At 35.1% G+C, this 19,927-nt stretch carries 14 protein-coding genes and 2 pseudogenes; 5 read left to right on the top strand and 11 right to left on the bottom strand.

What is annotated here, in order from left to right:
- Positions 1-176: 176 nt before the first annotated feature.
- A complete protein-coding gene (gene uvrB, locus ABWU72_RS00575; protein WP_353283787.1) occupies positions 177-2,084 on the bottom strand; it encodes an excinuclease ABC subunit UvrB in 1,908 nt (635 codons plus the stop codon).
- Positions 2,085-2,479: 395 nt separating this feature from the next.
- Positions 2,480-2,773: pseudogene (locus ABWU72_RS00580) on the bottom strand (transposase); the annotation flags it as partial.
- A 112-nt stretch (positions 2,774-2,885) separates the two neighbouring features.
- Here ABWU72_RS00580 and ABWU72_RS00585 point away from each other — a divergent pair.
- Together ABWU72_RS00585 and ABWU72_RS00590 are read left to right on the top strand one after the other, a co-directional pair.
- Positions 2,886-3,699: pseudogene (locus ABWU72_RS00585) on the top strand (IS982 family transposase).
- Between the two features lie 41 nt (positions 3,700-3,740).
- Positions 3,741-3,959, top strand: a complete 219-nt coding sequence (locus tag ABWU72_RS00590; RefSeq protein WP_065095234.1) for a transposase — start codon at positions 3,741-3,743, stop codon at positions 3,957-3,959.
- 344 nt (positions 3,960-4,303) lie between these two features.
- On the opposite strand, the gene ABWU72_RS00595 is transcribed toward ABWU72_RS00590, so the two are convergent.
- The 4 genes from ABWU72_RS00595 to ABWU72_RS00610 all read right to left on the bottom strand — a co-directional run bounded on the left by ABWU72_RS00595 (position 4,304) and on the right by ABWU72_RS00610 (position 6,295).
- The gene (locus ABWU72_RS00595; protein WP_015589263.1) at positions 4,304-4,690 is read right to left on the bottom strand and encodes a cytochrome c-type biogenesis protein CcmH; all 387 of its coding nucleotides are present in this window, start codon (positions 4,688-4,690) and stop codon (positions 4,304-4,306) included.
- Positions 4,674-5,714 (bottom strand): hypothetical protein, encoded by a 1,041-nt coding sequence (locus ABWU72_RS00600; protein ID WP_155969178.1) that lies wholly within the window; start codon positions 5,712-5,714, stop codon positions 4,674-4,676. Before ABWU72_RS00600 ends, ABWU72_RS00595 begins: the two co-directional genes overlap by 17 nt.
- Before the next feature lie 2 nt (positions 5,715-5,716).
- A complete protein-coding gene (locus tag ABWU72_RS00605) occupies positions 5,717-6,076 on the bottom strand; it encodes a ferredoxin family 2Fe-2S iron-sulfur cluster binding protein (RefSeq protein ID WP_155969176.1) in 360 nt (119 codons plus the stop codon).
- Between the two features lie 96 nt (positions 6,077-6,172).
- A complete protein-coding gene (locus tag ABWU72_RS00610; protein ID WP_007549233.1) occupies positions 6,173-6,295 on the bottom strand; it encodes a hypothetical protein in 123 nt (40 codons plus the stop codon).
- A gap of 770 nt (positions 6,296-7,065) precedes the next feature.
- Here ABWU72_RS00610 and ABWU72_RS00615 point away from each other — a divergent pair.
- The 3 genes from ABWU72_RS00615 to ABWU72_RS00625 are packed head-to-tail and all read left to right on the top strand — an operon-like array spanning position 7,066 to position 9,553.
- Positions 7,066-8,619, top strand: a complete 1,554-nt coding sequence (locus ABWU72_RS00615; protein WP_353283788.1) for a Mur ligase family protein — start codon at positions 7,066-7,068, stop codon at positions 8,617-8,619.
- 6 nt (positions 8,620-8,625) lie between these two features.
- Positions 8,626-9,216 carry a COQ9 family protein gene (locus ABWU72_RS00620; RefSeq protein WP_155969172.1) on the top strand — a complete coding sequence of 197 codons (591 nt, stop codon included), beginning with the start codon at positions 8,626-8,628 and terminating at the stop codon, positions 9,214-9,216.
- 4 nt (positions 9,217-9,220) lie between these two features.
- Positions 9,221-9,553 (top strand): hypothetical protein, encoded by a 333-nt coding sequence (locus tag ABWU72_RS00625; RefSeq protein ID WP_006279274.1) that lies wholly within the window; start codon positions 9,221-9,223, stop codon positions 9,551-9,553.
- On the opposite strand, the gene rsmD is transcribed toward ABWU72_RS00625, so the two are convergent.
- The 5 genes from rsmD to ABWU72_RS00650 form a co-directional block, all read right to left on the bottom strand.
- Positions 9,511-10,059 (bottom strand): 16S rRNA (guanine(966)-N(2))-methyltransferase RsmD, encoded by a 549-nt coding sequence (gene rsmD / locus ABWU72_RS00630; protein WP_006280837.1) that lies wholly within the window; start codon positions 10,057-10,059, stop codon positions 9,511-9,513. The two genes, ABWU72_RS00625 and rsmD, sit on opposite strands and share 43 nt — an antisense overlap.
- 122 nt (positions 10,060-10,181) lie before the next feature.
- Positions 10,182-10,814 (bottom strand): hypothetical protein, encoded by a 633-nt coding sequence (locus ABWU72_RS00635; RefSeq protein ID WP_010082417.1) that lies wholly within the window; start codon positions 10,812-10,814, stop codon positions 10,182-10,184.
- Positions 10,804-14,508, bottom strand: coding sequence for a type IV secretion system protein (locus tag ABWU72_RS00640; protein WP_155969170.1), 3,705 nt, complete (start codon positions 14,506-14,508; stop codon positions 10,804-10,806). Before ABWU72_RS00640 ends, ABWU72_RS00635 begins: the two co-directional genes overlap by 11 nt.
- An 89-nt stretch (positions 14,509-14,597) precedes the next feature.
- Complete coding sequence (locus tag ABWU72_RS00645) at positions 14,598-17,543, bottom strand: type IV secretion system protein (RefSeq protein WP_155969168.1); 2,946 nt, start codon at positions 17,541-17,543, stop codon at positions 14,598-14,600.
- Positions 17,540-19,927: a type IV secretion system protein gene (locus tag ABWU72_RS00650; RefSeq protein WP_174515792.1), complete on the bottom strand. Its 2,388-nt coding sequence runs from the start codon at positions 19,925-19,927 to the stop codon at positions 17,540-17,542. The genes ABWU72_RS00645 and ABWU72_RS00650 overlap by 4 nt, the downstream gene beginning before the upstream one ends.

Below are 19,927 nucleotides of genomic sequence, written 5' to 3' on the forward strand. Positions count from 1 at the left end.
CTGCTCTCAGCCACCCAAGCGTTTTATTAGCTGACCCTGAGAGCACTGGTGTTAGTTTTTCTCATCCATTGCAGATATTGCACCGTACTAAATATTTAAAAAGTATTAATATAAAGATATCAATAAAATTATTTACATTTTTATACTATGCCCATAGCATCATATATTACTTAACCTTACAATAATTTTTTTATTCTTGCTGCTTCTTCAAACTCCAAATTTTTAGCATGCTCTATCATTTGCTTTCTCAAATCATCCTTATTAGTATTTACTTTCGGTTCTGCTATTGCCCTCTCCTGTAAGGTGTTTGATATAGGTTTTATTATAGTCTTTGGGACAATATTGTGCAATATATTATGTTCTTCTTGTTTTTTTCTTCTTCTTTCGGTCTCTCTTAATGCACGGTCCAGAGAACCAGTGATTTTATCTGCATACAAAATTACTCTACCTTCAGCATTACGCGCAGCACGACCGATCGTTTGAATTAATGAAGTTTCTGATCGCAAAAATCCTTCTTTATCAGCATCCAAAATTGCAACCAACCCACACTCTGGAATATCAAGACCTTCCCTCAGCAAGTTAACACCTACTAAAACATCGATTTCTTTAGATCTCAATTTGTATATAATTTCTATTCTCTCCAGCGCAGCAATATCAGAATGCAAATAACTCACTTTCATATTCAATTCACTCATATATTCAGCTAAATTTTCAGCCATTTTTTTCGTCAATGTAGTGATTAAAACACAAAATCCCTTCCCTATTGTCACTTGTGCCTCATGAATTACATCATCAATTTGACTCTCTATTGGTTTTACAATGCAGATTGGGTCTGTAAGCCCTGTTGGACGGATAACTTGCTCTATAAATACATTATTGGTCTTTGCCAACTCATACTTTCCTGGAGTGGCTGAAATGTAAACAGTCTGCGGCCTAACTCCCTCCCACTCTTCAAATTTTAATGGACGATTATCAAAAGCGGAAGGGAGCCTGAAGCCATAGTCGATCAATTTCTTTTTACGCGCCTCATTACCACTGTACATCGCACCAACCTGAGGAACGGTGACATGACTCTCATCAACAAATAAAATTACGTCTTTGGGTAAATATTCAAACAAAGTAGGTGGTGGATCCCCAGCTTCCATTCCATAGAGATAACGCGAATAATTTTCAATACCTTTACATATTCCTGTTGTTCTCATCATTTCGATATCAAAATTAGTGCGTTGCTCGAGGCGCTTTGCTTCAACAATCTTGTTTTGCGAGTAGTAATAATCCAAGCGTTCATGCAGCTCTTTTTTGACTAGTTCAATTGCCTGCAACAAAGCCTCACGCGGGGTTATGTAATAGCTATTTGGAAAAATGGTGATTTTATTTACGCCTTTGGTAACATTGCCCGTTATAGCATCAACTTCAGAAATTTCTTCTATTTCATCGCCAAATAACGATAAACGCCAAGCTTTATTTTCATAATGGGAAGGAAATATATCAACAATATCGCCGCGCACTCTGAAATATCCTCTCTCAAACCTGGCATCAGAGCGCTTGTATTGAAGATCAGTTAAGTTGCTCAGGAAATCATTAATACGAATTTTATTTCCAACACTAAGCGGTATGATCATGCTGCGGTAGCTCTCAGGCGAACCAAGACCGTATATGCAGGAAACACTGGCAACTACGATCGTATCCCTGCGCTCCAAAAGGGAGCAGACGGTGGAATAACGCAGCCTCTCAATTCTTTCGTTAATTGCAGAATCTTTTTCGATATAAGTATCAGTTTGTGGTAAATAGGCTTCAGGTTGATAATAATCATAATAAGAAATGAAGTATTCAACAGCATTATGGGGAAACAATCCTTTCATTTCCTCATAAAGCTGTGCTGCTAAAGTTTTATTGTGTGCCATAATTAATGCAGGCCTGTTTGTCCTTGCAATAACATTTGCCATAGTAAAAGTTTTCCCAGAACCAGTAACTCCAAGCAAAACCTGATCTCTTTTATTGCTATTTAGCCCTGCAATTAAGCTATCGATTGCCTGTGGTTGATCCCCAGCCGGTTGAAAATGTGTAGCGATTTGAAATTTCATAGACTTTACTTACTATCTTTGATTCATTGTATAGTAAACACTATATTGCTTTTAAGATAAGTTGTATAGCTATCGTAAAGCCATAAAACATTAACCAACAATGTCATGCAAGTAGCTGACACTGGAATCTTGTTTCAATGTTAAACAAAATACCATAGAATTCAAGAAGACAATTCCTAAAAAATTCCTACATCCAAAAAAAGGCAAAATGCTGCTTGAATAAGCTAAATTTTTTTAGATGCAAAAACAATAAAACATAGTTGATACTAAAGTTATAGTACTCCTATGACAACGTTACAAAAATTAAGGAAATGGATAGCTCTGATCAATTGGAATAGTATTTTCAGGTACCGGTGGTCAATATGACATTTTTAAAATAAAGATTTAGAACCTGTTTAAAATCTTCTCAATAGAAGAGAAATGAAGGAAAGAACGACCATTTGTAGGCTAGTGTTAAGTTTTCGCTCGCAATTTTTCCACAATCGTCTGCATTTTTCTAACCAAGCGAAAGATCGCTCTACAACCCATCTTTGTGGCAATACAGCAAAGGAATGTAATTCACTTCGTTTTATTACTTCTACAGTTGCTCCAATAATCGTTTTTATTTTAGTTGCAAAATTTTCTCCTGTATAACCTGCATCGACCAGTATATTTTTAACTTCCGAGAGGTTTTCTTTTGCGCTTTCAACCATTCTCACAACACTGCTAACCCCAGTTGTAAATTAGAAAAAATAGAAAAGGTAAGGAAATAGGGTAAACTCCGAGGTATTTGATATTCATTCCTAAAATAGGAGGTTACCAATGAAAGAAAAAGTAACAGAAATCTTTTGTATAGTCGATGATTTTTGCAATACAGTCGATGAAAATTTTGCAGAAAAACTTCTACCAAGTGGCAAAAAACCAACCAGGACGCCAGAGATTACGCATTCAGAGATTTTTACCATAATATTGCTATATCAAGTGCGACAATTTTAAAATTTTCTATGTGCATTATTTGAAATTATTATACGAATCAGCGTTTCCAAAATTGCCATCCTATAGTAGGTTTATCAGGTTAAAATCGCGGGTTTTATGGTATTTAGCGCTCTTAATGCAATGGTTTTGCGAACAGTCAAAAGTGACAGGGATTTCGTACATAATCTATCGCTGTTTGCCATCCAAAAAGGACCTCGAGAAACAAAGTTTTCAAAGGGTTGGCAAAGATTGGAAAGACTACTTATGGGTGGTTTTTCGGTACATCTAGTAATCAACGAAACTGGCGAAATTCAAGGGGTTACGGTGACAAAAGGCAACGTTGATACCTGTGCCAAATTTAACTCAGAAATTGACTGGATTATTGTTTAGAGATAAAGGATATATCAAAAAAGATCTTTTTCACGAATTATTCGATAGAGGGTTAAAGCTTGTAACCAGTATAAAAAAGGGTATGAAAAACTCATTAATGGCGCTAAATGAGAAGATTTTGTTAAGAAAAAGATCGATTATTGAGACAGTTTTTGGCTCTCTGAAAAACAAATTTGAGATTGAGCATACTCGCCACAGATCACCGATAAATTTTTTGGTACACATTTTTTCTACGCTTGTTTCATATTCCATACAGCCGCTGCATTTCTAAGCTTTACTTCGTTGGCTAATCCGCAACTGGGGTATATAGGGTTGACACCAAGGCAATATTCTTCTGGAGAAGTTGATCGGCATGGCAGCATATCAAAGATGGGACCAGCGGAATGTAGAAGTATGTTATATGAAGCTGCACAAACAATGCTTACAGTTACCAAGAGGACATTTAAATTAAAAAACTGGGGTTGCGAAGAAAAAAGGAATGAAAAAAGCAATTGTAGCAGTAGCAAGAAAATTAGCTGTAATTATGCATAGGATGTTGGTTGATAAAACAGAATTTTATTATCAATAAACATCAAAAGAGCATAGGACAATAATTTTATTGAAAATAAAGATAGCAATGCCGATGGAAGGGACAAGCAAGAACTTAGTTAGACTTCGTGGTAAATATGTTGCCGTCCACTTCCGCCTAACAAGTATAATGCGGCTTGACAAATTTATTGTCATCTCAGACCGCGGAGAGAACCATATGCTACTTTTAACTTATGTAAAATTACCAAGGATTATGGAGAAGATATGCTGTTTTGATTTGTGTGAAAATTATTGTTGACTTATGTGCAATTAGAGAACCTAAGTCACTTTAGCTATATATAAAAGGTTTAAGTGGTTGTATTGATGTATCTTTGTATTAAAAAACACCCAATAAGCAGAGTTGTAAGTGGAATAAACCACAAAATGTAAGTGCTAGATTTTATAGGCGGTACGATTATAATTGAATTGCCGTAAGAATTTTTTAACTCTGAGATTATCTCTTCATCTGTGTATCCATCATTGATTTTTTTACGAATTGCTTCTCGCATATCATACGCGATCTGAGATCCAGATTCAGACAATGATTCGCCAGAACATATTGGACACCTTATTATTTCAAATAAACTGGTTGCTCGTTTTTCCATGCTTTTATCTCTGAGTTTATTATCCAGAGTAAAAGCGTTTACGCCTGAGTGGAATATCAATATGAAAAGTAAACTAACTACTGCTCTCATCCTTGGTTAATTGGGTTATTTTACTGAGCTGGTTCATAAAATCAGTGGTGGATAACTTTCCAATAAAGCTTGACCCTACATCATCATCGTACTTTATTGAAAATTGAATGCCATCATCAGTTGTTTTTTCTGATAAGGAAGACATTAATTTTTCAAACGCATCTGAAGTTTTTGAGTCACCAATCATAAACGAGATTAATTCTTTATAATTTGATATAGCCACGTTGATTTTGTCTTTAAATGAAGACGTAACCAAATTATAATTTCGCACTCCACCATCTGCAGCAAGAGAAAAATTATTACTTTGAATTAAAAATTTCTCTATGTTGAAATTAATTCTGGAAGCTGAGATGTGGTTTACAAATTCGTAATCAAATTTAGTGTCGATACTAAGGTAACTTTCAGGACTTGCAGTATTTTTATACCGATAAGTATAAAAATCAAATCCTAGTTTAGTATTTCCACTTGGTTCTTTATCGAGGTGAAATTGAATGTAATTGCTTTTATCATTCACTTCAGTTATAACACTTTGCTGATTTTCTAAAACATCACATTTTAATCCATAATCTTCGTAACGAAGTGTATCTATATAGTCTATCACGGTACTATTTTTGTTGAATCGCAATGAAGATGGTAAATCGTTTAGTCTAACAACAAAGTGGCTGCTATCGTTTGTGTGGCATTTTATATTCTTTTTCTCATCACCATGAACAGCAATATTGACTTCATTGCTTGGTATGTAGATATATACTGATTTATCAAACAATCTATTTTTTATCAATAAAGCATCAGATGAGATGGTTAATTGCTCATTGGAAAATTTTGGGTTTGTCACACGAAAAATTAGGTTAGAAGGAAATCCACTAAAATCATGTGAAATATCAAATTTTTCGTCGTTAATGTATAGTATTGTTTCAGCTAAAAGATTTTTTACCTTACATGCAGAAAAATACCAAAAACCACTATACGCTACAGGAATAAACAAAAGTAAAGAGATGATAATATAGATAAAAATCTTACGCATAGCTAATCACTCCCCTGTTTATCCAATGATATATTTCTTGTACCCCTTGGTATGGTTACACACAAGCCGTCGATATCTTTTGTGATTTTTATTTGGCACCCAAGTCTTGATGTCTCTGTTAAGCCGAAAGCTAGGTCTAACATATCATTTTCCTCATCAGATATGGGATTATGCGTTTCTACAGCATCATAAGATTTTGGATCAACAATCACGTGGCATGTAGAACAAGCAAGAGAGCCTTCACATGCACCTTCAAGCAGATCTGGATCACTTCTATGGGCTAAATTGAGCAGAGTTTCTCCCTCTGCAGCTTCATAACTTTTCTTACTCCCATCAGGTAAAATAAAAGTAACAGATGGCATATTATTCCTATTAAAATCCTTACTAATTTCTCTATATCCTACAGGTAATAACTAATATTTGCAAACTCTTTGCAATTCCAGTGCCTATATTTCTTGTTATCCAAGTAGCTCTTTGTTGTCATCCGAGTAGCTGACACTGGTTCCTTTATGACGGCAGTGCCCTCTTCTTGTCATCCCAGTGCCCTGATTACTTGGATCCAGAAAAAAGAATGGTGTCATGCAAGTAGCCTCCTTCTCCTGTCATCCGAGTAGCTGACACTGGGATGACACCCCACTTAACCGTCATACTGCCGCGGTATCTCTTAGCCGCTAACAAGCAGCGGGATAACGAGCTTATCGTCACGCCGTCGCGAACCGTCATACCGCCGCGAACCGTCATACCGCGATTCATTCGCGGTATCTCAGCCGCTAACAAGAGATCCCGCTAACAAGCAGCGGGATGACGATTGTCGTTTAGCCATAAATATTAAGAAATTTACCAAATGAAAAAAAGGCAAAAGAAGCCCCGTGGTTGGCTAATTACTTACATTATACTTTCAAGTATGGCGTTTTTTTATTCTAAACGTTTAATAACCGCGATTCAGTTGCTTTTAAGCCGCAACTAATCTAAATTATAAACATTAAGAAATTTACTAAACAGAAAAAAAGGCAAAAGAAACCCTAGGGTAGCTAATTATTCACTATCCATTTTTTAAGTTGGCGTTTTTTTATGTTTTAAATGCTTTATAAGCGCATTTTAGCTTATATTAGGTAAAAACCTAGAAATTTTATAAAGACATAAGGTGCACATAGTGCAAAAAATTAAACATGAGACGCCAGATACGTGAGTTTTTTTGTCATTTAATCTGTACAGAGAAGATAAATAAATAGCTTCAGTTTCATGATAAGGGGACTGGCGGAGGGTGTCAAGTAAGTTTTTTCGTTTCTATTGAATGACAGTTGTAACCTATGCAAGAAGTCTGTTGTAGTTTGTACGATATCTTTATAAAATGGTTCACATAAGTTATCTAGCAGTGCAACTAAACAAATACAAAAATCAAAACGTCGCGGTTTTTGGTCTTGGTAAAACTGGTTTATCCGCCATTAACGCTCTAACAAAGAGTGGTGCAAGAATATATGCATGGGATGATCATGAAGAGCAAATAGCAAATGCAAAAATGATGTATAAAAAATGTAATTTTATTCATCCCAAGGAATACAATTGGCATGAGATCAGTGCATTGGTTTTAAGCCCTGGAGTGCCAACAGAGCCACATTGGATAGTAAAACTTGCAAGGAGATTTGATTGCAAAATAAAATCAGACATTGAGCTATTTCTTGAAGCTAAAACTACGAACCAGAAGGTAATAGGCATCACAGGAACAAATGGTAAATCAACCACTACATCACTAATAGGGCACATATTAAAATCTGCAGGGAAAAAAGTAGCTATTGGTGGAAATTTAGGCGTTCCTGTTTTGGATCTAGAAAGAGATGCAGAAATTTATGTAATTGAATTTTCCTCTTTTCAATTGGAGTTGATGAATGAAATTAACGTGGACATTTCAGCACTGCTCAATATTACACCAGATCACATAGATAGGCATGGAAGTATGGAGAACTACATAGCAACTAAATTAAAACTGATAAACGGTAGTGAGGTTGCCGTAATAGGATGTGACAATGAGATTACTGCTGATATATTCAACAAATTCACTGGAGACAAAATTCCAATCTCAGTAACATATTCCCCGATGTCATTCCAGCGCGTGACGCTGGAATCCAGAAAAGAAAAACCATTGCCAACTACTCAGATGACAGAGGGTGGTGCAAGAGATCTAATATCATTGGCAGGTAACAATTTGCTTGATTATAGTGAACAGATTACTGGTATAGATCGAAATTATCTGGATCCCAGTGTCAGCTACTTGGATGACAAAAGGGGCACTGGGATCCAGAAGATCTCGTTAAAACTAGAGAATCATAGCTTATCAGTAAGCGACGTGAAAATAAACCTAATATCCAACGCAGAAAACATAGCAGCCACATATGCCGTATGTAAGGTACTTGGAGTAGATAGCAACACTTTTATCAATGGAATCAAGTCCTTTTCAGGACTGAGGCATAGGAATGAACTGCTTGGCAAAATAAGAAATGTGTTTTTCGTGAACGATAGCAAAGCAACTAATGCAAAATCGAGCGAAAAGGCGATCTTATCTTATGAAAACATAAATTGGATCGCTGGTGGAAGAAGCAAAAAAGGTGGAATAGAATCATTAAGCAAGCATTTTACAAGGGTTAGAAAAGCTTTTCTTATTGGAGAATCAACCGAAGCTTTTGCAAATGTTATGGAGAATAAAGTAGATTATGTTAAATGTTGCAATCTAGAAGATGCATTCAGATTGGCTTTTGAAGAGGCCTTAAATAGCGCAGAAGAAGTAACAATATTACTTTCTCCCGCGTGTGCTTCTTTTGATCAATGGAAAAATTTCGAGGAACGTGGTGAAGCATTTTGTAGAATGTTTGAAAATCTCAGGTACAATCACACATGCTGTTTAGTATGATGTTGCGTGGAACAAAAGTTAATAATAGATAAGCTAATTAGGGTTATTCCATTTGAAGGGATAAGCGATGAAACCCTATTAAAGGTGTGCACTGACCTTAATCTAGCTAATAGCTTTTGCAAATTTCAGAATGGAATATATAGCGCTTTGGAGCACATAGCAGAGGACTTAAATAGCTCAATGGAAGCTGAACTAAGGAATTCTAATTTAGAAGATATGAAAGTGCGAGAGCGAGTAAAGTTAGCCATTCAAATATACCTTTCAAACTATGCTAAGCTACCGAATTATAGAGAACTTTTAAAAAATGTTTTATCATTCTCCGTATCACCAAAAAATACATATTTTTCTAGTAAACTTTTATACAGAACTATTAGTGCGATTTGGTATGGCATTCATGACCAATCAACAGATTTTAACTACTATACAAAAAGAGCAATATTAGCTGGAGTGTACTTAAGTACGATACTTTTTTTTATCAATGATTATTCAGAAGATTTTGCGGATACTTTATCGTTTCTTGATAACCGTATCAACAATGTCATGACATTTCAAAAATTCAAAACTCGCTTAAAAGGAATCATAGGAAATTTCTTATAAGCTATTGATTGTTGGTAGAAAAGTACTTGAGCACGATCCTGAAAAGGTTTGTGAAAATAAAAATATTCATGCTGATCATAAAGAACATTTAGTTTATCGTGAGGATAATAATGGTACAACAAAATACACCAGTTACGAAGAAAAAGAAAATAAATTTATTGAAGAAGCACATGAATATTTAATAGACTCTGAATTTAATAAAAATTTTGATCTAGGGCAGTACAGAATAAGTAATTTCTCCGGAAACTTGACGAAAATAGAACTGGAACTCATCAATGAAAAGTATATGCAAGTTCAAGTTAATAGAGAAAGAAAAATTATTCTCGCTATACCGTAGGTGCGTTCCAAGATTATACTGAAGTTTTTATTGCACTCAAAATCTTCGTTTTTCCTAATCTCTAGAATTATCAATGCATCATCACTTAACCAGCCTGAGTGAGCTAGTCCATTCAACGTTGATTCAACTAGATTGCTATTGTAAGGTGGGTCTATAAAAACTATGTCACATTTTGAAATAGGTTGTGGTAAGCAGTTAGCACTGCAGCAAATTAGCGTAACATTGTCCGTAATTCCAAAATCTTTTGCTGTTTTTTTAGGCAATTGCAAATTGTAATAATCTGAATCTACCATAAATGCATGTTTAGCGCCGCGAGAAAGCGCTTCAAATGAAAAAGAACCACTACCACAGAATAAATCAAGTACATTCAAGTTATAAATAGGTTTTCTTGAGGAAAGCATATTAAATATTGCTTCTCGGACAATACTCATAGTTGGCCGTGCAGCTAAATGCTTACCTGTAGTTATTTTTCTTCCGCGATATTTGCCTGCAATGATGCGTAGCATATTAAATAAGCTCCAAAATAATTAATTATTTATACTATATGATTAATGTCAATATGGCTTTAGCAGTTTAATAGAGAGAAGCTATCGAGTCGCTTGTAAGAAAAACACAAACACAAGACTCATCAGTTATCTTTTTCTGATTTGCCTGCTGCATTAATTGCTTGACCAATCTCATCTTGTAAATCATCATGATCATTTTTTTCATCATGATTTAGCCCTTCAATTCTGCTTTCTAACTCTAACTTAATTATAGTATTGATTTTATCTATATTATCAAGAAAGCCTCTACATTCTTCTTCACTATACTCTTCACCAGATGCTTTTTTTTCAATAAATAGGTTTTTAAATCCTGCTAGATCAGAATTCTGATCGGTATTTAGTACAACATTTCTCTCTATGAAGCTAAGATCTGACAGCAGTAAGCTAACCTCTAACAGATCTTCACTTTTCACGCTTTTAAGGTCTTCAAGACTTTCTAAAATACTAAACACCTTAATCCTTTCTTGTACAATCTCTTTGTCTTCCTTATCAAATTCAGACAATAAACTATGATTATCTACAAATTTCTCACTCAAAGCTTTATTCAATTTAGCAAAATTGACATCCTTGTCAAGTGATGTGTTATCCCGCAACAAGTCTACCCTTGCCCTACGCGCATTTAAAATGTCGTCGTAGTCATTTAACTTTATGTTGCCATCTTTGTCTTGCTGCAATTTATAATAATCAAGGCCTTTGAAATTTTTATTAGTCTTCATCTTCAATCCTCTTCTCATCTCCTTTTGCATCTGGTTTCCTCATTGGTTCCGGTAATTTCCTTTTACTGTCTTCTCGATTTCTTTTTTCCTCTCTTTCAGCACGTTTTTTTATAGCTTCCTGGGTATTCATTTCAAAAAGTGCCTTAACGTACTCTTCTGGATTTTTTGGTTCTTTAAATAAAGGCTTAAGATTATAAACTTCGTCTTTTCGATCTCTTTCTTCTTTTCTTCTAGCTCTTTCAGCACGTTTTTCTACAGCTTCTGGAGTGTTCATTTCAAAAAGTGGTGAGAGGTTGTAAACTTTATCTTGATTTCTTCTGCCTTCTCTTTCAGCACGTTTTTCCATACCTTCAAAAGCAGATCCAAAATCATCAATTTCATCTGAACCTTTTGGTTCCGTGCCTAAATTTCGTGTCACTTCATTTGATTGATCAGGCTTATCTTCTTCTGTTGGCTGATCATGCTGTAGTTGATTAGGCTTGTCTTCTTGTTCTGTGCTTAGTTCTCGTACTACCTTATCTGGCTGACCTCCCCCTCGTAGTCGAAGAGGGTCGCCTTCTTCTAGTGGCTGATCATGGTTATCTCTTACTAGTTCCGTGCCTAACTCTCGTTCTACCTTATTTGATTGATCAGGATTGTCTTTTTCTGGTTCTCTCTTACGGCCTATGGTGTCATCATGAAGCTTATTCAAGAAATCTTGCCTATGCGATTTTGCTCTAAAAAGTAAGTTATTTGGATAACCATCTTTTTCTCCTGTACGGCGGCTAACTCCTATAGAATCAAGGCCATGCTCCCAAGTAAACTTCATAGCATCTTCTATTGTATAGCCCAAATGTGATCCTACGTATCCTTTATAATAATCTAAATATTTACCGATCCTTCTGTGTGTAATATCTTCCTTATCAACTCCAAATGCCCTGTAGATCTTTTCCTCAAGTTTATCAACGTCATTTTTAGGTGATGTTGCAAATTTTGTTGCTTCAATAGTAGCACCTACAAATTTACGTGGCACATCAATAGCGTATTTCAGCACTCCTCCAACTCTTGGTACTCTCCCCAGCAGATTAGCTGCACCTCCGGCTAATCTATCCGGTAAATGAGTAGCCCAACTGCCTAAAGACTCAAGTCCTCTACCAGCAAAATTTTGCCACTGCTGTTTGAATCCTTCCATTATGCCAGTCAAAGGCGATGCCTGATACATACTAGATATATTGTAAACGCTGAATCCACCACCAGCGATACTTGAGCCCATTTGTTGTACGAACGTGCGTAAGGAGAACATTAAAAATGAAAGCAAGAATAGTATAAAGATTTCCCCTGCATTGATTAAATAACCTCTCTGTATGTCTTGCACCCTTTGGTAATCACTATTTTCTTGATAGTTTCTATTTACCTTATAAAAATTCTGTGATTGGCAGCTCCCATCTTGTCTAATTATATCTTGCACTAAAGACTTTATTTCACTTTTTAAACTTGGCTGTAGAATTACTTTTTCTATGATTTCCTTGTAATTAGTACACCTGCTTTCATTTCCTGGCTGCTTACAATAGATTTCTGTCTTTTTACTTATATTATTAATCAATAATAAGATATCAGCTTTTTCTGATGCATGGGATAAACTATTTGTTAAACGCACTAAATCTTTTACACTACAGCTATTATCTACTACCATATCACTTTCTGCAATATAATGGTCTGCTGGATTCTCTTTAGTACCAGGAATTGGGTTAAAGAAAGGATAATCTATATAACGAAACCCTTTTTCAATGTAATCCGGTGGAAGAGGGATATACCCAGCACCGCCAGTAAATTTTATTGTACCACCTTCTCTGCTTATCTTTTCTATACCTTCTATGTTCTTATCTACGTTCAGCGGAGAAGCTTCTCCAAGAGTGTAAGGTACGAAAATTTGCCCTGGGGTCCAACCAAAGTACTGCTTATCAACGATACAAAAACCACCAAACACCCATTTTGGAGCACATAACCTTACCTCAAACCATTTATTGTAGCATACAGTAAAACCTAACTGCCTATAAAAGGTATTCATTATAATGGAAGCCAGTAATGACAAGAGAGCAAATATCATAATCGACTGTAAACAAAAGCTGATGCAGAATTTTATCCAACCTTCAAATAGACTTTTCAGCGGTGAAAATAAAATAGAAATTAGAAACAGTGGCATAATGGCTATAAGAAAAGCTATACCCATAAAACCAGAGAGAAATATTATGTAAGCATATAAGCACAGCAAGAAGTATAGCACAATCCCTATGAAAATTGCCGGTATCATAAGAAGGCTTGCCCACATTTGGTAATGTAAAAACGCTGCAAACTTTTTCCAAACAGAATAAGCAAAAAACTTATTGAACATGTCCTCCATGAAGCTAAACAACTTAGCTTCATCTCCTTGAGCAATACTTCCGGTGTTCATGTTGGGAGCAAAATTAGTAATTATACTTATCAATTGTTCAAGACCTTTAACGAATAAAACAAGAAAATGATCATAGAAAAATCTAAAACTTCCAGGAGATATAAGCACTATTACTAGAGTGATTTTCATCATTCTGATGAGCATATCATGCTTAGTTTCTTGTATCATGCCAAAAAGATAAAGAAGCGATGAAATCATTACAAATAGAACAAGCAAGGAAAGAACAAAATTGTGAAAGCTCGTACTTTTTTCAGCTATATTTTCGAACATAGCTTGTGCAACTGCAGGATCATTGCTATTAAAATGTTCTTTGCAATTTTCGTTAATCAATAATACACATTTTAGATAGTTATAAATGTAATCAAAAAACCCAAAACTACTTGGCTGCTGCACTCCACTTAAGAACTCAAAAGAGTAGCCACCTACATTATCTAAGTAATATCTATCTAATATTTTTACATATATTTTCCATCCCTTTTTTAACTTCAACTCATTACAATTTCTGTCTTTTAATTTAGTGCTATCTCTGTCTAAAGTAAAAAGACCGCTCCCATTTTCTGCCACGGAGTTGTAACCTAGATGTACAGTAGGATATTGAGGATCGCGCATTAACTTTAGATTTTCGTTAGGATCATCTTTCCCCGTTTGAAACAAAAGATAAGCACCATGACCATTGGTAAACCAACATGGAGCACCACGTGATACTGTATTTGCGCTATCATCTTCATTAATGCACTTGCAATTTACAGTGCAACTTGTATCAGACTTACTTGAAAATTTTTGTATGCTAGGTTTATAATCATTACAAACTAAGTGAAAATTAGGTAAACTATTATCACTTTGTTTACCTTCAAATTTAGTTGCATATTTTAACTGCTCCAAGCTTTGTAAGGTATAACTGCCTTTTTTAGATTCCTTCTTGTTATTATTACTCCAAGATGTCCATGCACCATTTACTCGCACTATTAAGCTATCTCCATTGGTTTCTAATCCAGTATCTTTCCACTTCACCACTTGGTTATGGTGAAAACCAGAATTAATTTCACCAGTGTCAGGATCAATAACGCTTTCATCTTCACCTTCTGGAATAAAAGCATCATGATCGCTTGAAAAATGAGCGCTTACTGCAATAGGTTCAGGACCAAAATAGTCAGCAGATATGCACCTTGGAAAAGGCATATCGTTCTTACTACAACCTGTGATCAGCACATAAGCTGCAAGAAGTAATACCCTAAACCAACATTTGCCTAAACGTGATTGCATATCTAAACTTTTTCCAAATACAGAATAAATTTCTAAAACTTTACTTAAAATATCTTTTTAATTAGTTACTCCATAACATCATTCATATCTTACTCCTCTCCATTTTCTTCCTTGTTTTTAGCTTTAGCACTAGGATCACTTCTTATTGTTTCATCAGAATTTTTTTGCTGATCTGATTGTTTTAATGTTTTAGGTCTATCACTCGTTGTTTTATCAGAACTTCCTTTAGAATCTTCTTTTTTGTCTGGTTGCTTTGGTGTGTTAGGTAATTTAGCCTCAATTTTTCCCCGATCTTTACTCATTTTCTGCTTGATACTCTGTATCATACTTTGGGTCTTATCATCAAGGCCAACGGTTGACAGCATAGCTTGCGATGCGCTCTTAGCAACTGTACCAACACCGCCAGTAACTCCATAACCAGAGCTAAATAGTGTTTGTACCATAGTTTCCGATATAGAAACAAAAGCTTCCATTGCACCGGCAATAATGAGGTATGTAAACGCCTGGATTAGGTCTATAGGTAATGCTGCAAAGTGTCCACCAGCCCTTTCTCCGGTACTGAGTGCAACATCAACGCTAGTGCCAGGACTGTATCCAAGAGGCAGTATTGATTTCATCAAGCACAGATCATACGATAAGAAATTTACGCTAATTAAACATTGATAGCATGCAGAAAAATTTGTGAGGTTATATAAAACTGAATACATCAACTGATTTAAAAGAGATAAAAATGAAAATAAAATGACTGGTTCTAATGAAACATGAGCCAACGTTTTTATCCAATTATCAAACAAGGGTTTAGTCTTTTGAAATAGAATAAATACGATAAATAAAGGTGTTAATGACAGTAAAAACGCTACTAGAACAGTAGATATTACATATTTCAATGTAGCACTAATAATGCATTTTAAAAACGCATAAGTAGCGCAGAGTATTGCCAAAAATGCAATAACGCCAAAAGGACCAGAAAGCATCAACGATAAAAACTTTAGCCAAGTTTCTGCTGTGAATAATACTCCTGCTGTCAAGTCTAAGAATGCAAATTTTCTCTCCCCTTCTCCTACATAGCCAGAAAAACTATCAACTAAATAAGTGCTACCATCTATAAAAAGTCTGGATAAAGTTGTACCAAAAAGTTCCCAGCTTCTATCGCTAAAGGCAAAAGCTATAAATGCTATCTTGAACATTCTTACAATGAAATCAAATTTACTTAGCTGTATTGTTCCAAGCATATAGCCAACGACAGTAAATATAACGTATAGAGTAAGCAAAGCTCTTACCCCTTGAAGAAGACCTCTTACATATCCTTTGTATGAATCTTTAACGCTGTCCCCAATTACTTCTTCTTTTATAAGTTTAAATACCCCGTTTACATTCGATGAAATAAAATCATTAATTTTTCTTTTAACAAATAAAGTTACTGTGTACTTATTATTTTCATAATATTTGCCATTTTTATCTGTAATGTCATCTCTCTCTACGTTGCTTACATTGATGCCGAAATATATCTTCTTAGATTCTTTGTTCTGAAAGTGTTCTCCGCTTATTACATCTAATATGGTGTACTCATCTTTTCCGTTTACTCTTTCTCTCACTCCTACCACTTTAAAATCATTAGTTCCCACACCATGCAAATCTTTAGGTGGCTCATCACCTAAATATACATATAATTTTTCGCCATTAATATATTCACATGATCTAGTCACTTTAACATGGTACCCTCCTCTATTATAGTAATAATGACCATAATCTGCGATAGCGAGCATCACACTACTACCGGGCGTTACCTCGTCATTTACTGGATAATCATTGTTCAATTCCAGAGAAAAATCCTCGAATTTATTGTTATCGCCAATTTGCGAACACATATTATCCCCTTTTGCACCCTCTTTCTTTGGAAGACATTGAATACCTTTAGCGGTATTTTTATCATCAGGATCACCAATTTTTGCAACAAGAGCCTCAGCCCAAGATTTATCATCTTCAGTAAAACTACCTGCTTTAACATTCCCTTCCATTTTTTCTAGATAAGAATACATATCACATTTATTTCCTTTATCGTACTTCTTATACCTTATAGAGGAGACACAGTTCCGTTCTCCTGCTTGACCTAAACCATAGTTCCATATACCCTTCTCAGTATAGCATATATTTTGATGGTAGCAGTTAAGCTCATAGGAGGAGTACTTTTTTCTCTCATCAAGACTACAGTTTTTTCCATCACATAACTCGTTCAATCCTATTTTAGCGCGGCGTAAATCAAGTAGTGAACCATATACCCATGGTTCGTTGTCTTGAATATAACCTTTATTAAAATGCACCTTATTATCATATGGGGTATACCCATTGCCAACTAGCACTTTGCTTTCCTTTGCTTTTGTTTTATCAAGAGGTAAAAATTGTATTTTATTTTTTGTACCATCTTTACCATCACAAAAAAACTCTCCCCCCTGATGTACTTCACTCACTGTAGCTTTCTTATATACAGTTTCCTTACGATCATTTTCTACAGCTTTATAACAATTGTCATCAAAATTGATGCCTTTCCCTTCTGGATTGTCGTAATCAATTGTTATTTTTCTGGGAACTAAGCTGAAGCTTAACTTGTCACCAGGATTTACTTTAATTCCAGTGTCCACATAACGTCTATTGCTGCCAAATCCTTTGCCACCACATAGTTCGTTTTTACTTTCATTAACACCATAATTGTTAGGTACACTATTAATATCCGCAGCCTTACTATAATTTGGTTCTGAGCCATCAGCACAAAAGCTAGCTGGCACAAGTACTTTCCTTGGATTTTTGTCTTCTTTAAAAGGGCAAAAATTTACTGATCCATCGAGGGTGAATTTGATTTTCTCACCCTGACTAATTACCTGACCAGAATCAACCCAATGAATTTTATCGGCTTTACGAACTGGAACATCCACATTAACGCTGGTGTTTTTGCTCTGCAACCCAGGCTCGACACAATCCATATTACAACCAGTGATTGCAAGACACAGTATCAATAATAGTGATCTTTTACTTATCATTGCTGTCTTCCTGGTTGTGGTATCTGAGGCGTTGACCTTTGAGTCCCTTGTGGTATTTGAGGTCTTGACGTACCTGACTGTTGAGAGGCATCTCCTCTTTCTCTTCTTTGAACGCTTTGTTCATCTAACCCTACTGTTCCCATTAAGCTTTGTTGATACTGTCTTCCAGGTTCGCTTGCTACATAAGCACCAAACAACGAGTCAGATATTGCCGAAGAAGCTTCAACTAAAGCTTTCATAGCGTGTCCCAAAATAACAAAAGCCATCATAGCGGTAATATTAGGTGTATATTTGGAAGCATAACCATAAAAAATACAAGGGTTAAAAATCTTTAGGTTAATATTAAGTATACATGTAGAGCAGACCTCAAAATCAAATACTGAATACACAATATAATCCATAACCTGACTTATCAGTGATATAAAAATTAAAAGGACCACTGGATGAATTGCAAATCTTGCTAAATTTTTAACCCAGTTTTGAAACATCTGCCTAGTATACGCAAATAAAAGACAAATAATAAAAATAGGTGCTAAAGAAAGTAATAACGCAACTATTGCTATAGATGTAATAAAAGAAAATAAGGCATTAAAAATAGATAAGCTCACTGTGATTAAACCCCAAATCACCAAGCAAAAAGATACAATGCCCAAAGGGCCAGAAAATATAAGAGATACTATTAACAATACTGAATGCGATGACAAGAACCTATTGAACGGCAAATCAAGAAACTCAAAAACATTTGAAGTAGTGCCTCTAAAATTTGCTATTTCTATTAGTTGTTTTGGAGTGTTAATAAATATAGAGAATGCGTTGTTATAAAAAAAGTCCCAGCTATTATCCTGCAATAGCTGAGCGATGATTCCTATCTTTACGCATATAATTAAAAACTCATATATAGAAATATGAGTTAATCCAAAAAAGTAATAAAGAGTATATAAGATTATATATAGTACTAATAGTGATATTATAGTAGATCTAATGGTATTTGTTCTGCTTGATTTTATAAAACTTTCGTAAAGAGACTTTACAGGACTAGTATCAGAGTGAATTGCGTTAGGGTCTTTATAATTAGAGCCGAAAAATGCAGTTTTCACTTTTTCATCAAAGAAATTATATATTGCACTAAAAGTTTTTGTAGGTGGCTCTTGAGTTGTTAGGTTAATGCTAAACTGACCTTCATTTTTGTAATCGCAGCCATGGTCTCTTATTCCGTAATATATGGTGCCTGTTTTGTCTTTTAATTTTCCTTTCAAGTTTTCCATGTCATGAACTTTGCTGATATCTACAGATATATCCGCTTGATTTTCACCAGGCTTATGCTCAGGGAATTTATCGGAAACACTTATATACAAGCTATTTTCCAGACTATGGTTCTTCGTTACTCTTATGTTGAACCCGCCTTTGTCATTTGTATTGTAGCAGCTCTTGTCATTTCTGCTACATAGACTAAAAGTTAAACTTGGTATTTGATGGTCATTCTCCATCTTATGATCACAACTAGTACATAAACCACCACCTGGAATGTGTTCAAGAGTTTCATTATCCATACCAACTTTTAGAAATGTAATGTCAGTTTTTACCTGTTTTCCCTTTAATACGTTACTAATAATTTCAGCAACAACAGATTCACCACTAGAATTTAAAGCATTGAATAGCTCAATTTCTATATTATTATATTCAATATACACGCAATCCTCGCCTCTACGACCAGAAGAAAATTTACATATACGTCTACAGAGTGAATTTAAAATGTGCGTATCTATCTTACTTGCACTGCTCTCTGAAAGCTTGCTGCAATCTATATTCTCTCCTTGTTTTATAGAGTTAATAATATTTTCAATTTCCTTTTTTCTTTCATCTTGATCTAACTTCGAAAACCAGTACTCTCTTCCACTCAACCATTGCGCATCGCCTATTATATATTTATTAGGACATATCCCATCCTTGCCACCTTGGCATTTCTCTTGATTTAAAACATGTGCAAAATGTTCCGTTTCTTGCTCGCTACACTTTTCGTCGATTTTCAAATACCTGATTTTTGTCTCACTCTCTTTATCTTTACACACTTTACTTCCAATCACACTAAAGCTTATCGTATCGCCTTTTTTAAGTGTAAATGGTAATGCAACGTCATTTCTCCCAGGCCCAATTGCAAAATCTGCATACTGCTTAGGACAAAAATTAACCTTACTAGGCACTATATCAATCTCTGTTACTCTTATTCTATCTGAGATATTAACACCAGAATCAACCCATTTCTGCTCTGTTGACACTATATCTAGTTTTTCACGCAAACCTGATAAATTTTCTGGCTTAATACAGTGATGTTCCCCGCAGCCTGACAGAAAAAAAAACGGTATTATCAGCAAAAATTTTAGCAT

Source organism: Wolbachia endosymbiont (group A) of Lypha dubia, from assembly GCF_964028575.1.
Classification (GTDB): Bacteria; Pseudomonadota; Alphaproteobacteria; order Rickettsiales; family Anaplasmataceae; genus Wolbachia; species Wolbachia pipientis.

What these genes read in the sequence shown, in the direction of transcription:
- uvrB (WP_353283787.1), bottom strand. Translation starts at nt 2,084, where the DNA reads ATGAAATTTCAAATCGCTACACATTTTCAACCGGCTGGGGATCAACCA.
- ABWU72_RS00595 (WP_015589263.1), bottom strand. Translation starts at nt 4,690, where the DNA reads ATGAGAGCAGTAGTTAGTTTACTTTTCATATTGATATTCCACTCAGGC.
- ABWU72_RS00600 (WP_155969178.1), bottom strand. Translation starts at nt 5,714, where the DNA reads ATGCGTAAGATTTTTATCTATATTATCATCTCTTTACTTTTGTTTATT.
- ABWU72_RS00605 (WP_155969176.1), bottom strand. Translation starts at nt 6,076, where the DNA reads ATGCCATCTGTTACTTTTATTTTACCTGATGGGAGTAAGAAAAGTTAT.
- ABWU72_RS00610 (WP_007549233.1), bottom strand. Translation starts at nt 6,295, where the DNA reads ATGACACCATTCTTTTTTCTGGATCCAAGTAATCAGGGCACTGGGATG.
- ABWU72_RS00615 (WP_353283788.1), top strand. Translation starts at nt 7,066, where the DNA reads ATGGTTCACATAAGTTATCTAGCAGTGCAACTAAACAAATACAAAAAT.
- rsmD (WP_006280837.1), bottom strand. Translation starts at nt 10,059, where the DNA reads ATGCTACGCATCATTGCAGGCAAATATCGCGGAAGAAAAATAACTACA.
- ABWU72_RS00635 (WP_010082417.1), bottom strand. Translation starts at nt 10,814, where the DNA reads ATGAAGACTAATAAAAATTTCAAAGGCCTTGATTATTATAAATTGCAG.
- ABWU72_RS00640 (WP_155969170.1), bottom strand. Translation starts at nt 14,508, where the DNA reads ATGCAATCACGTTTAGGCAAATGTTGGTTTAGGGTATTACTTCTTGCA.
- ABWU72_RS00645 (WP_155969168.1), bottom strand. Translation starts at nt 17,543, where the DNA reads ATGATAAGTAAAAGATCACTATTATTGATACTGTGTCTTGCAATCACT.
- ABWU72_RS00650 (WP_174515792.1), bottom strand. Translation starts at nt 19,927, where the DNA reads ATGCTAAAATTTTTGCTGATAATACCGTTTTTTTTTCTGTCAGGCTGC.